Below are 13,625 nucleotides of genomic sequence, written 5' to 3'. Positions count from 1 at the left end.
CTACTTTACTGTTTTACTACTTATTACCCCACTCACTTCCTTAACCTGACAGCATTGCCCTCCGCCGAGGGGAACCAAGCATATGCTTCCGAAGTGCGCTTTCCGTTGGAAAACGCTCAGACTTCGCCCTCTGGACTCCCTTTTTCGTGCAGCCTCAATAGTTCGCGGTCGGCGGGTGGGTTCGAACGTGGCACGCTTTTGTCCTGTCGGACAAAGCTTCAGTTGGTTTTGAAATCAGTTCTAAGACATAAGCCTGTCAACTATAGACTATCGGTGGCTTCATCAAGTGTTGCTTTCGTGCTGTCCTTCGCTTTCGTCCGCACCTCGGACACGCTTTACGTTTCCACCCACCACATGAATCACAGAGTGAAACGATCTATCACCGTCTTTCTCATGGTGGAGCGCTGTTCATTCCCGTGAAAATCGTTGTACTTGAACAAAAGCGACGGCGCCCATGCGCCATCGCTCTTGTTGACTTTCAATATGTCGAACCTTCGCTCGGCCGACGGCCATCGCTCTTGTTGACTTTCTTATGCTGAAACCTTACATCACTTTCGCTTGGCCGGAATAGATGACGCCCACTTCGGCGTACACCGTGACTTCCGCCCCGTCATGAAGCAGCTCCAGCGCATTGTTCACGCCGAGAATGACCGGGATGCCCAGGTTCAGTGCGACAATCGCCGCATGGCTGGTTACGCCGCCTTGCTCCGTGATGACAGCGGCCGCTTTCTCGATCGCCGGCATGTATTCGCGGTCCGTGGAACCCGTGACGAGAATCGCGCCTTCCGTCGTCTTCGCGATCGCTTCTTGCGGCGAACGCGCCGTAACGATTTTGCCTGTCGCGCTTTGTGTGCCGATGCCTTGGCCTTTCGCCAGCAATTCGCCGACGGTGTGGATCTTGATCAGGTTCGTCGAGCCGGAACGCCCAACCGGTACGCCGGCCGTGATGATGACAATATCGCCCAGCTTCACGATGCCGGAGTCGATGCCGCCGCGAACGGCGATGTCGAACATTTCGTCCGTCGTATCTGCCGGGATACCTTTCACCGGAATGACGCCCCATACGAGTGCCAGACGACGCATGATTTGCTCTTCCGGCGTAACCGCGATAATCGGCGATTTCGGACGGTATTTGGAAATCATGCGCGCCGTGTAGCCGCTCTCGGTCGACGTGATGATCGCTTTCGCGCTCAGATCAAGCGCCGCGTTCGCGACTGCCTGGCTGATCGCCTCGGTTACCGTCGTTTGCTGTGCGCTTGCCAGCTTCGTGAAGATCTCGCGGTATTCCAGCGCGGACTCGGCGCGCACTGCGATGCGGGACATTGTTTGCACGGATTCGACCGGATACTTGCCGGCAGCCGTCTCGCCAGACAGCATGATCGCATCTGTGCCGTCGAAAATCGCGTTCGCCACGTCGCTTGCTTCCGCGCGCGTCGGGCGCGGGTTGCGCTGCATGGAGTCCAGCATTTGCGTAGCCGTGATGACCGGCTTGCCGGCGCGGTTACACTTCTGGATCATTTGCTTCTGCACGAGCGGCACTTCTTCCGCCGGGATCTCAACGCCGAGGTCGCCGCGCGCGACCATGAGGCCGTCGGACACTTCCAGAATTTCGTCCAGGTTGTCTACGCCCTGCTGATTCTCGATCTTCGAGATGATCTGGATATGGGAGGCACCGTGTTTCTCGAGCAGCTCGCGAATCTCAAGCACGTCGCTCGCTTTGCGCACGAACGAAGCGGCGATGAAATCAACGCCTTGCTCAATGCCGAACACGATGTCGTTCGCGTCCTTCTCGGTAATGCCCGGCAGGGAAATCGCCACGCCCGGCACGTTCACGCCTTTCTTGCTCTTGACTGGACCGCTGTTGATAATGCGGCAGTGAATTTCCGTGCCTTCGATCGCTTCGACGGTCAGACCGATCAAGCCGTCATCGATCAGGATCGAGGAACCCACTTGTACGTCTTGCGGCAGGTTGGCGTATGTAACCGGAATTCGCTTGTTGTCGCCGATGATTTCTTCCGTCGTCAGCGTAACCGTCTCGCCTTGGATCAGCTCATACTCGTCGGCCAATTTGCCGAGGCGAATCTCTGGGCCTTTCGTATCGAGCAGGATCGCGACCGTCTTGCCGAGCTCTTGGCTCGCTTGACGGATGTTCTTAATGCGTCCGCCGTGCTCTTCGAAGTCGCCGTGGGAGAAGTTCAGGCGTGCTACATTCATGCCAGCGTTAATCAGTTTCTTCGTGTTTTCCAGCGATTCGCTGGATGGGCCGATCGTACAAACAATCTTCGTTTTGCGCATGGGGTTGTCCATCCTCCGTCTAACTTGGCATATTTAGTGAATACAGTTAACTTACACGATTCGACATCAAAAGTAAAAGTCGCGCGGGCGCGCGTACGTGCGCTCTACACGTGCTAAGGCGCAGCCCGCTCGCGCGGGTGCGCCTTCATTATTACCCTCTTTGGCTACGCTTGAGCAGGCTCGGTCGCCTCAGTCGCAAGCGCCGGCTCAGCTGCTGGCGACACTGCCGGTGCCGGTTCGAAGAACCGTCCGATGCGGCGGAACTTCGCGTAGCGGTCCTCGATCAAGGCCTCCGCCGTCAAACTCGACAGCTCCTGCAGGTGGCGCCATACGGCATCCTTGATCGACTCCGACTGCTTCGCCAAATCGCGATGCGCGCCGCCTTGCGGCTCCGGAATGATCTCCTCCACGATGCCGAACTCGACTAAGTCAGGCGCCGTGATCTTCATGACGGCCGCCGCTTCGTCCGCGCGCGCCGCGTTCTTCCATAGAATCGCAGCCGCGCCGTTCGGGGAGATCGCGGAATAGATCGCGTTCTCCAGCATAAGGACGCGGTTGCCGACGCCGAGCGCGAGCGCCCCGCCGCTGCCGCCTTCGCCGATGACGACGCAGATGATCGGCACGCCGAAAGTCGCCATCTCCCGCAGATTGCGCGCGATAGCCTCCGACTGGCCGCGCTCCTCTGCGGTATTACCCGGGTACGCCCCCTTCGTATCGATGAAGGTGACGATCGGGCGTCCGAACTTGCTCGCTTGCTGCATGAGACGCAGTGCCTTCCGGAAGCCTTCCGGGTGAGGCGAACCGAAGAATCGCGCGATGTTATCCTTCGTGTCCTTGCCCCGCTGATGACCGATGACCGTTACTGGCACGCCATTGAGCTTGGCTAGTCCCCCGACGATTGCCAGATCGTCCGCGAACAAGCGGTCGCCGTGCAATTCGATGAAATCCGTGAACACCGCATGGATGTAATCCAGCGACGTCGGACGCTGATGATGCCTCGCCAGGTGCATCTTCTGCGCTGGCGTCAGCTCGTTGTACAATTCTTCCTGCAGCCGACTGCAGCGTTCCTCCAGCCGCGAGATCTCGTCCGAGAAATCAATGCCGGACCCTTCGCTTACCTTCTTCAGCTCCGCGATCTTGTTGCGCAGCTCGATAAGCGGTTTCTCAAATGGAAGTTCACCCGCCATGGGTGGTATCCCCCTTTACGCTATGCATATCAAGCAGTTTGGTTAGCAGCGGCTTCAGGTCCTTGCGGTGAACGACCTTGTCCAGTTGACCGTGCTGCAGGTTGAATTCCGCCGTCTGGAAGTTGTCCGGCAGCTTCTGACGGATCGTCTGCTCAATTACGACGCGGCCGGCGAAGCCGAGGAGCGCGCCAGGCTCGGCCAAATTGTAATCGCCAAGGGATGCAAAACTAGCGGAGACGCCGCCAGTAGTAGGATCGGTTATAACCGATATGTATAAACCGCCATCGCCTTGGAATTTGGCCAACGCCGCGCTCGTCTTCGCCATCTGCATCAGACTGAGGATGCTCTCCTGCATCCGGGCTCCGCTGGAGGTGGAGAAGATGATGACCGGCAGCCGCTTGCTGTGGGCTTGTTCGATCGCGCGCGTGATTTTCTCGCCGACGACCGAACCCATGCTGCCCGCGAAGAAATCGAAGCTCATGACGGCCACGACGACTGGGAATCCGCCGATCGTACCGTCGCCGGTAACGACCGCGTCCTTCAGACCCGTCTTCTCCTTCTGGACCTCTACCTTCTTGGCATAGTCCGGGAATCCGAGCGGATCGACCGATACGAGATCGGCATCGTATTCGTTCAGCTTCCCATCGTCGAGAATCATGCCGATCCGCTCCCAGGCGGTCAGCCGCAGATGATGCCCGCAGCTCGGGCAAACCTTAAGCGTTTTCTCGATTTCCTTACTGAATTGGATATTCCCGCACTTCGGGCATTTGGTCATAAGTCCTTCCGGCAGCTCAGGCTTGCTTCGCTGTCCTCCGGAAGGAATGGTGGCGTATTTCTTTTTATGAAATAAGTCCTTGAACACAAGAGACACCTCTTTGGGGGCGCAGTAGTTTTAAACCTAACGTTGCGAATTCAATATGCTGTTGAGCACTTCCTGCACTTCTTCCAGCTCGCCGGATGGGACCAGTATCTCAAACTGCTGCTTAGACACATTGATCGGGCGGATTTTCACAAGAAACCCTTCCTGAGTCAGCCGGTTTTTAATGGTTTCCGCAATCTTCGGTGTTTGCGCGATATAGATAACCGTCCACATGAAAGGTACCTCCTGAACATGGTAAACTGGCTGCAAAAGCCGCCACAGGCGCGAAGCCGCGCCGATATTCCATCACGGTATCCGGGCATATGATGCCATAATGATATCATAAATGCCGAATTGCCCGCAATGCGCGCCGGTTCCTTGCAGCCAGCCGACGACGTCAGTCTTTCACGCGAAAGCGGCGACGCTTGGAACCAAGCTGCCGCCCCGGCCTTATTCCGGAACGCCGTACTGGTTCGCTTTCAAATCCTGATGGGCGATTCGCGCCGACGCCGCCGCCGCGAGACCCGCTACCAGATCGTCCAGGAAGACGTGAATATGCTTACCTTTCTCGTTCAAGCGCCGAATGATGCCGGGCTTCACTTTATCAAGATAACCGAAACTGGTCAAGCCAATCATGCCATATACGTTCGTGATGCCGAGCGCGAGCGTCTCGTCGACGCCGTACAAGGACTCATCCGCTTCCATGATCGCCTGCAGCGGCGCCGGAAGCAGCTTCCGTTCCGCCAGTTCGTCTAAGGCGATTCCGGTGAACAGCACATACTGTACTTCGCGCTTGCCCAGGACGGCTAGCACGCTGCTCTCGCACTCCGCAAGCGTCAGATCGGCGTTGTAAGGGCGTTGAAGCGAGTACACGATATCTGCCACGTCGGCGACCGTCACGCCGCGGCTTTCGAGCCATTTTACCATTTCGGTCGACATAGGTTCATCCCTCCGCTTCGGCTTGTACGCGTTCGGCAGGACTTGCGCCATGCGTCGACGGCGCCGCCGAACCGCGCGCAAGCAGCGAACTTACGGTGCCGGCGAACCTACCGGACAAGCATCCAGGGCAGCCGGCTCCGTGTTTCCTAAATGTATGCGGGGGAGCGTCCGGTTGTGCATGAAAAAAAACGCCGTCGTTATTTTACGACGGCGGAACCATGGCCGAACAGCGCTTCGATCTCCCGCAGCAGCGGCTGCGACGGTTTGACGCGGTAAGCGTCGCTCAGGGCGACGGTCTGCTGGCGGCCTTCGTAGAAGAGCACCGTCTCCAGCGGACCCGCGCTCGCGGCCAGCAGCGTCTTCAGCCGGTCGAGCGCGCCGGGCTCTTCCCGTCCGGCTGGAATTTTGATGTACACGCGCTGCTCGCGTCTTGGGCGTGCGCCGCCTTCGCGAGCTGCGGCAGGCGCGCCGTTCTTCGGCGTCGAGGCGTAAGCCGGCAGGCGCAGGCCGGCCAACTCCGGCCGCCCGGCCCCCTGCGTTGCAGGCTTCGCCCCGTCCCGCGCTGACATGCGGTCGTGGACAGGAGCCTGCTGGCCGCCATCCGCCACGCTGCGGGACGCGAGCGCAGCCGGCGGTTCGACCGCCCGGTCTCCCGCACGGTCCGAAGGCGCAGGGGCGCCCGGCGCGCCCGGACGGCGTGCTTCGCCTCCTCGCCCGAACCCGCCCCGCCGGCCGGATCGCGCCCGCGACTGCAGCCGCTTCACGTCCTCTGCCAGCCGGCCGGCGGCGGCCGCCTGCGCGAGGGGCACCGCTTCCTCCAGGATGAGCTTGAAGTCTTCCTCCTGATGCTGGACGCCCGCTTGCAGCACTACGAGATTGCCCGGCTGCAGCTGCGCGGACTGGCGCTGCCAGATCGAAGGGAAAGCCACCGCTTCGACTTTCAGAATACGATCCTCCACTTCGAGGAACGCCATCGCCTGCCCCTTCTTCGTCGTGAATGGCTTTACAGACACGACCATGCCTGCAATGTGGGCAGTCGCGCCTTCCGGCGCCTCCGCCAGATCGACGAGCCGATCCAGTCCGAGCGGCTCAAGCGTTCCTTCATAATCGTCAAGCGGATGACCGGATAGATAAAGCCCAAGCAGCTCGCGCTCCAGCACCAGCTGCTGTCCGGTCGTGAACGGCTGCACTTCGGGCAGCGTTACGTCCCAGTTCTGCACCTCATCGAACCCGAATAGCTCGATCTGCAGCTCCTCGCGGTCCTTCCGCCAGCGCGCGGCGGCTTCCACCGTCTCGTCCAGCGCCGCGAACAGCTGCGCCCGATGGCCGCCGAGCATATCGCATGCCCCTGCCTGAACAAGCGATTCCAGCACGCGCTTGTTGACGACGCGAAGGTCGACGCGCCGGCACAAATCGACCAAGCTGTCGAACGGACGCTCCGCCCGTTCCTTCATGATCGAATCGATCGCCTGAGCGCCGACGTTCTTGATTGCGGCCAGTCCGAAACGGATCGCTCCGGCGATGGGCGTGAAGGAGACGCCGCTCTCATTGACGTCGGGCGGCAGCACGGCGATGCCCATCCGGCGGCATTCGTCCACGTATTCCGCCGTCTTGTGATGGTTGCCCGTCACCGACGCGAGCATTGAAGCCATGAACGGCACGGGATGGTTCGCCTTCAGCCAAGCCGTCTGGAACGCGAGCACGCCGTATGCGGCCGCGTGGGCGCGCGGGAAACCGTAATCCGCGAAGCGCACGATCATATCGTATACCTTGTTGGCGTCCTCCTCCGCATACCCTTGGCCCCGGCTGCCTTCGACGAAATGCGCGCGCTGTTCGTCCAGCACCTCGCGCTTCTTCTTCGACACTGCGCGCCGCAGCAAGTCGGCTTCGCCGAGCGTGAAGCCTGCCATCGTCGAGGCGATCTGCATAATCTGCTCCTGATAGACGATAATGCCGTACGTATCCGACAAGATCGGCTCAAGCGACGGATGGGGATATTCGACCTCAATGGCGCCGTGCTTGCCCTGGATATATTTCGGTATAAACTCCATTGGGCCCGGACGGTAGAGCGCCAGCACCGAGACAATATCCTCGAATTGCGTCGGCTTCATCTCTTTCAGCACGCGCCGCACGCCCGCGGACTCCAATTGGAAGATGCCGGTCGTATCGCCGCGTCCAAGCATCGCGTACGTCGGCGGATCATTGTCCGGAATGTGCCGGAAATCGACGGTGATGCCATGCTGCATCTTCACCCAACCTAGCGCCCGCTCCAGGATCGAGAGCGTCCGCAGGCCGAGAAAATCCATCTTCAGCAGACCGACGGATTCCAGATGCTCCATCGAATATTGCGTTAATGCAGTGCGCTCCGTGCCCGCCTGAAGCGGTACCACATCCGTAAGCGGACTGCCCGCGATCACAACGCCCGCGGCATGGGTCGACGCGTGCCGCGGCATCCCTTCGACCTTCAGCGCCATATCCAGCAGCGCCTTCGTCTTCGGCTGGCGCTCCGCCGCCTCGCGGAGTTCGGTGCTGACGCGAAGCGCCTCGGCGAGCGTCATGCCCATCTGCCCCGGGATCAGCTTCGCCGCGCGGTCCACTTCGGCGAACGGGACGTTCATCGCCCGGCCGACGTCGCGCACCGCGGCGCGTGCCGCCATCGTGCCGAACGTGATGATCTGCGCGACGTGCTCCTCGCCGTACTTCGCGCATACGTAAGCGATGACCTCGTCGCGGCGCTCGTCGTTGAAGTCGATGTCAATATCGGGCATCGTGATTCGTTCAGGGTTGAGGAAGCGCTCGAAGAGCAGCTTGTATTTGAGCGGATCGACGTCGGTGATGCGCAGCGTGTAGGCCACGAGGCTTCCCGCCGAAGAGCCCCGCCCCGGGCCGGTCCGAATGCCCTGCTCGTGCGCGAACCGGATGAAGTCCCATACGATCAGGAAGTAATCGCTGAAGCCCATCTTCTCGATGACGGACAGTTCGTAGGCCAGCCGTCTCTCCGCCGCTTCGCGGAAGCTCGGGTCTTCGCTCCACTCGGGCTTGCCGGCATAACGTGCCTCGAGCCCTTCCGCGCACAGCACGGCCAAATAGGATGCGCTCGCCATACCCTGCGGCAGCGGGCCGAACGATGGCAGCAGCGCCCGGTCGAACGTCAGCTCCAGATTGCACTTCGCCGCGATCTCAGCCGTACGCGCGACCGCATCCGGCGCCTGCCGGAACTGCTCCGCCATTTCGCCGGCGCTCTTCAAAAACATCTGATCGGTCAACATGCGCATCCGGTCCTCGTCGTCGACCGTTTTGCCCGTTCCGATGCAGATGAGCACGTCCTGGACGGCCGCGTCGTCCGGATGGAGATAGTGCACATCGTTCGTGGCGGCAAGCGGAATGCCGGTCTCCTTCGACAGCTCGATCATCCGCCGGACGACCTTCTTCTGGTCGAGCAGTCCATGGTCTTGAAGCTCCAGGTAGAAGTCGTCGCCGAAAATCTCCTTGTACCGCAGCGCCGCCCGCAGCGCCTCGTCGTCCCGGTCATGCAGCAGATGCCAAGATACCTCGCCCTTCAGGCAGGCGCTCAGACAGACGAGCCCTTCCGAATACTGCGCGAGCACCTCGTGATCGATGCGCGGTTTATAATGAAAGCCCTCCAGCTGGCCGATCGAGCAGAGCTTCATCAGGTTCTTGTAGCCCGTCTCGTTCTTGGCGAGCAGGATGAGATGGTAGGTCGGATTGTCCTTGCGCGAGCCCTTCTCGAACCGGGAGCCCGCCGTCAAATACACTTCGCATCCGATTATCGGCTTGATTCCGTTCGCCCGGCACGCCTTGTAGAATGCGATTGCTCCGTACATGACGCCGTGGTCCGTCAGCGCGAGCGCCTTCATGCCCAGTTTCGCCGCCTTGGCGGTCAGGTCGCGGATGCGCGCCGCGCCGTCCAGCAGGCTGTATTCGCTATGAACGTGCAAATGCACGAATTCCGTTTCGGCGGTCATGGCCGTCCCCTTCTTCCCCGGGCGCAAAACAAGTGTTCGCGTCCTTTTTCACCTAGTTTAACATATTACGCACCCGGACGGCCATAGAATGGAACTAGTGGGGACACGCCTCCCCATAATTCACGAACGGAGTGGAGCGGATGCGCGCCATGATCAATATACACCCCGTACTCGTACTGGCCTTTATCGATTTCTTCACCGCGTTCGGCGTCGTGTTCGGAGGCGCGATGCTTGCGGGCATCGGCGCGACATTCCTGTTCATGCCCCCCTCGACGATGATGCTCAAGACGGCCGCGAACCTGAAAATATGGGCGGTCGTCGCTGCGATCGGCGGCTCCATCGACCCCATCCGGGTCATCGAGAGCAATCTGTCCGATGGCCAGCTCTCCCCGGTCGCGCAGCAGATCGCCTTCATCGTCTGCGCTTTCCTCGGCGCGCACTTGGGCACCGAGCTGATCCGATGGCTCTGCAAGGGGGCCGCATAGCCGATGCGCGTCCCCCAATTCGAACGTTACGCGGTGCTCACCCAAGGCGCGGCCAGCTTCCTCGTCGGCGCTATCGTCGGTGCGATTTTCTACCATTCCGTCTTCACGGCCAACTTCGAAGCGGTCATGATCGCCAATTCGGACATGGAACAGCAGCTCTCCCAGTACGAGATCGATCTAAAGGAGCTGCGGCAGTTTAAGAACAAGCATTCCGTCATCAAGGGCGTCCTGCCCATCCAAGAAGATGCCCGCGATGCCGATGGCGAGACGATCGAATTCGACGAATTGACCAAAGCCGAGCTGAAGAAGCGCGTTCGTGCCAACTTGAACGCCCTGCTCGGGACAAGCATCTACGATATTGGCACCAATTCCAAAATCGCCCGGCTGCTGCTGGACGACAAGGTGTTCACGGGCATATACGGCAATTCGTATACGATCGAAATCAAAACGATGCTCGTCTCCGACAACGTCCTTCAAGTGTGGTTCAAAGCGAGCATCCTCAAGCCGTCGCCGGGTTAATGCGCAAGCGGCTGGATTCATGGTACAATGGAAGGCAATAATGTTATGCAAAGGAGCTGTCCCTTCGTCATGGAAATTGCCCTCCACTGGGTGCTCATCATCGCCATCATCGCGGTGTCCGTCTGTTCGGTCACCTTCAGCTTCAAGGCGCGCCGCTCGTCCGATGTCCGCGTTCGCGGCTTGAACACCTCGCTGATGAACGTCTGCATGGGCGTCATGCTCATGTTGCTGGCGCTGTTCTTCCTGCTGTTGTACAGCGGGTCGACCGTCAAAGTCATCGTCAGCACGCTGCTGATCGTAATCGGGCTGTTCAATCTGTTCGCCGGATTGCGCAATCACAGCATCTATCGCTCTATGAAAGGGTAGCCCCCGGCGGCTGCCCTTTTTTGGTCCGCCCAGCCTACGATCAGAACGGGTCGATAAGCTGCGCCGTCAGCATGGCCTTGGCCGCCAGCCCCGTCGCATCGAGCAGCTCGACCTCAAGCTTCGCGTTCTTGCGGCTCATCTCGAGCAGCTTCGGCACGATCGACACTTCGCTCTCGAGCTGCAGCGGACGAATGAAGTATGTGCTGAAGCTGTCGATGCCATGGTCGCGCTTGCCGAGCTCCCGGATAAGTCCGCGGGCCGCCTGCGCCATCAGCGTCACAAGCACGCCTTCGGAGATGACGCCGAGCGCGCCGGACATCTGCGGGGTGATTTTGCCCCGGAAAATCCAGCCATCGCCCGCATCCTCGGCCTTCATGAATCCCGCGCCGATCAGATCTTCGAACGTATCGCCCGATTCCTGCTGCTTGCCGGCGTAGCGCATCGCGTCGAGCACCTCGGAACGCGTCAGCGTCGCCAGCAGCTTGCGGTTCTTGTCGACGATCGGCAGCAGGTCGATGCCCTCGGCCGCCATCGTGTGCGCCGCCGAAGCGATCGGGATGTTCGGCGCCGCCGTAATGGGGTGCTTCGTCATCAGCTTGTCCACCGTTTGCGACTCCGGCGCTCCCTCGGCGTCCTTCATCGTCATCATGCCTACGACCCGGCCCCGGTCGTCCAGCACCGGGAATCGCGAGCGGCCGGTCCGCGCCGCGAGGGCGTGAAAATCACGGTTCGTCTCGGTCGTGCGCATCGTCTCGATCGGACGGCTGTAGGTCACGATATCCTCGACCAGCATGATTTTCTGCTTGATCAACCGGTCGTACATCGCGCGGTTGATCATCGAAGCGACCGTGTACGTGTCGAATTTGGACGAGATGACGGGCAATCCGCGTTCGTCCGCCAGCCGCTTCATCTCCTCGCTCGTGCCGAATCCGCCGGTGATGAGGACGCCCGCCCCGTGTTCCAGCGCGATTCGGTGCGCGCGGTCCCGGTTGCCGACGATGAGGAGGCTTCCCGCGTCGATATAGCGGCTCATGGCGTCGAGCTCCATCGCGCCGATGACGAATTTGTGCAGCGTCTTCTCCAGGCCCGATGCCCCGCCGAACACTTCGCCTTCCACGATGTCCGCCACCTCCGCGAACGTCAGCCGCTCGACCGCGCCCCGGTTTTTGCGGTTGATCCGCACCGTGCCGATCCGCTCCTTCGTGCTGACCAGCCCGAGCGCCTCCGCCTCCTTGATCGCTTTGTACGCCGTTCCTTCGCTTACCTCCAGCTCCTCCGCCATCGTGCGTACAGACAGGCGCGTCCCGATTTTCAGCTTCGTTATATATTGAATGATCCGCTCATGTTTCGTATGCGCGACGTTATTGCTATCCCTGGGTTCCATCGCTTCCGCTCCTTTCACATAATACGACAAATAATGATTCCTATTTTAGCAGAAAGCCGATAAAGTAAGGAGTATAGCCAAGCCCGACACGGCATTAACGGAAATACGAATAGGCGGGACGGCGCCGCCAACGCGCGTTCCGGCGTACCTAAGAAAGGCAGAATGCACGATGCAAAATTGGGATGAGATTCACCGGATCTATGCGTTTTTCATTCTTACTTATCCGCAATTCGTAATTTATATGTATTTCTCCGCCGTCCTGCTGGGCATGTGGCAGCCCATCCTTCGTCGCCGCCTGCTGCTGCCGACGGTATTCTTCGCGCTGGCCTATGTGGACGTTCTGTTCGCCGTGCTGCCGACATCGCTGCACTTGGTCAACTCCATGGCGACCAGTCTAGTTATCATTTGGCTTGTGTTCCGCAGGCAGCCCGTCAAGATGAAATTGCTCTTATTCACGCTGCTCAACTTCATGGGCATCATCTTCGACACCGGTTTTTTGATCATCTATTCCCGATTTGGCGATTACGACGAAATATGGAATTCTGCCCCCTATGTCATATACCTCGTCTACTGGATTCTGTTCAGCGCGCTTCTATATGCAGGACGCAAGCTGCAGCGGGCGAAGATCCCGCCGCTTAAGCGGTTCATCGCTTTTCTACTGAGCCTGAGGGGACGTCCCGCGTTCTATCTGACTCTATTATCGGTGATGCAGATCGCCTGCATTTCCTATTTTATCGTCAGTCGCTATGTGGACCCGTTATTCGTCAGCGGTTTTGAAGCGGCGCTGTACGTCTCGCTCGTCCTCATTGTGCTTGTCTTGATCTTGGCCATTCGTGAAATCATCAAGACGCGTGAAGAAGCGACCCAGGCGACGCAACGAACGTACATCTCGGAGCTCAACCAAATGTTCGCCACCGTGCGGGGCCAGCGGCATGACTTTATTAACCATGTGCAGGTCATGCACTCTCTGCTCGCGATGAACAAAATGGACCGGCTGCGCGAATACATGCACAGCATTGCGGAAGAAATCCGCACCGTGGACCGCGCGCATGTGGATCATCCTTCGCCCGCGCTGGCCGCGCTAGTCGAAGCCAAAATCGCCATCGCGGACGCCAAACGGATCGCGTTCGACTACAGAATCGACGACGCCCCCGCCACCTTCGGCGCTGTAACGAGTATCGACCTCGTGCGGATGATCGGCAATTTGATCGACAACGCGTTCGACGCCGTCCTCGCCCTGCCCGTCGGCGAACGGTTCGTGCTGCTGGAGATGACAACGCTCCGCAGGGCGTTAATCATCTCGGTGACCAACCAAGGCACCCTCTTGACAGAGGAGCAGATGAAAGCGATGCTGGCCCCCGGCTATACCACGAAGACAGGCGAGCACTCCGGTCTTGGCTTGAGCAATGTTGTCGAACGCGCCGCCGAATATCGCGGCACGGTTGCCGTGGAATCCGACGAAAGCCGCGGCGTCGTGATCACCATCCGAATTCCGAACGTGGCCAATGCCAAACCGAAGGCAGGTCGCCAGACCGCACATGCTGCCGATAAGGGGAAGCGCGCGGAGCGCTCGTGAGGTTGGTCAGTCGATTCTCGACTCCGTTC

11 protein-coding genes are annotated in these 13,625 nt (G+C 59.7%); 4 read left to right on the top strand and 7 right to left on the bottom strand.

What is annotated here, in order from left to right; translation table 11 throughout:
* Nucleotides 1–543: 543 nt before the first annotated feature.
* The 6 genes from pyk to ACFFSY_RS16385 form a co-directional block, all read right to left on the bottom strand.
* On the bottom strand, nucleotides 544–2,295 hold the full coding sequence (gene pyk, locus ACFFSY_RS16410) for a pyruvate kinase (RefSeq protein ID WP_377495889.1): 1,752 nt from the start codon (nucleotides 2,293–2,295) through the stop codon (nucleotides 544–546).
* 164 nt (nucleotides 2,296–2,459) lie between these two features.
* A complete protein-coding gene (locus tag ACFFSY_RS16405) occupies nucleotides 2,460–3,482 on the bottom strand; it encodes an acetyl-CoA carboxylase carboxyltransferase subunit alpha (protein ID WP_377495887.1) in 1,023 nt (340 codons plus the stop codon).
* Nucleotides 3,472–4,344: an acetyl-CoA carboxylase, carboxyltransferase subunit beta gene (accD, locus tag ACFFSY_RS16400; RefSeq protein ID WP_377495885.1), complete on the bottom strand. Its 873-nt coding sequence runs from the start codon at nucleotides 4,342–4,344 to the stop codon at nucleotides 3,472–3,474. The genes ACFFSY_RS16405 and accD overlap by 11 nt, the downstream gene beginning before the upstream one ends.
* 36 nt (nucleotides 4,345–4,380) lie before the next feature.
* Nucleotides 4,381–4,575 carry a glutamate decarboxylase gene (locus ACFFSY_RS16395; RefSeq protein ID WP_148931832.1) on the bottom strand — a complete coding sequence of 65 codons (195 nt, stop codon included), beginning with the start codon at nucleotides 4,573–4,575 and terminating at the stop codon, nucleotides 4,381–4,383.
* A 216-nt stretch (nucleotides 4,576–4,791) separates the two neighbouring features.
* On the bottom strand, nucleotides 4,792–5,280 hold the full coding sequence (locus ACFFSY_RS16390) for a phosphatidylglycerophosphatase A family protein (protein ID WP_377495882.1): 489 nt from the start codon (nucleotides 5,278–5,280) through the stop codon (nucleotides 4,792–4,794).
* A gap of 197 nt (nucleotides 5,281–5,477) precedes the next feature.
* Nucleotides 5,478–9,266 (bottom strand): DNA polymerase III subunit alpha, encoded by a 3,789-nt coding sequence (locus ACFFSY_RS16385; RefSeq protein WP_377495880.1) that lies wholly within the window; start codon nucleotides 9,264–9,266, stop codon nucleotides 5,478–5,480.
* Between the two features lie 149 nt (nucleotides 9,267–9,415).
* Between ACFFSY_RS16385 and ACFFSY_RS16380 the strand changes: the two genes are divergently transcribed.
* The 3 genes from ACFFSY_RS16380 to ACFFSY_RS16370 all read left to right on the top strand — a co-directional run bounded on the left by ACFFSY_RS16380 (nucleotide 9,416) and on the right by ACFFSY_RS16370 (nucleotide 10,636).
* Complete coding sequence (locus ACFFSY_RS16380; RefSeq protein ID WP_377495878.1) at nucleotides 9,416–9,751, top strand: YtrH family sporulation protein; 336 nt, start codon at nucleotides 9,416–9,418, stop codon at nucleotides 9,749–9,751.
* Nucleotides 9,752–9,754: 3 nt separating this feature from the next.
* On the top strand, nucleotides 9,755–10,270 hold the full coding sequence (locus ACFFSY_RS16375) for a sporulation membrane protein YtrI (RefSeq protein ID WP_377495876.1): 516 nt from the start codon (nucleotides 9,755–9,757) through the stop codon (nucleotides 10,268–10,270).
* Nucleotides 10,271–10,339: 69 nt separating this feature from the next.
* The gene (locus tag ACFFSY_RS16370) at nucleotides 10,340–10,636 is read left to right on the top strand and encodes a YtpI family protein (RefSeq protein ID WP_377495874.1); all 297 of its coding nucleotides are present in this window, start codon (nucleotides 10,340–10,342) and stop codon (nucleotides 10,634–10,636) included.
* A gap of 40 nt (nucleotides 10,637–10,676) precedes the next feature.
* Here the strand turns inward: ACFFSY_RS16370 and ACFFSY_RS16365 are convergent, their stop codons facing one another.
* Nucleotides 10,677–12,020 (bottom strand): DRTGG domain-containing protein, encoded by a 1,344-nt coding sequence (locus ACFFSY_RS16365; RefSeq protein ID WP_377495872.1) that lies wholly within the window; start codon nucleotides 12,018–12,020, stop codon nucleotides 10,677–10,679.
* Between the two features lie 169 nt (nucleotides 12,021–12,189).
* On the opposite strand from ACFFSY_RS16365, the gene ACFFSY_RS16360 reads away from it, so the two are divergent.
* On the top strand, nucleotides 12,190–13,596 hold the full coding sequence (locus tag ACFFSY_RS16360) for a sensor histidine kinase (RefSeq protein ID WP_377495870.1): 1,407 nt from the start codon (nucleotides 12,190–12,192) through the stop codon (nucleotides 13,594–13,596).
* Nucleotides 13,597–13,625: the final 29 nt, after the last annotated feature.

Origin of the sequence: Paenibacillus aurantiacus (assembly GCF_042431225.1) — a bacterium.
In the GTDB taxonomy this organism is placed as follows: Bacteria; Bacillota; Bacilli; order Paenibacillales; family Paenibacillaceae; genus Paenibacillus_Z; species Paenibacillus_Z aurantiacus.
The sequence above is the reverse complement of the archived record's forward strand: the minus strand, read 5'-3'. Positions and strand labels throughout refer to the sequence as shown.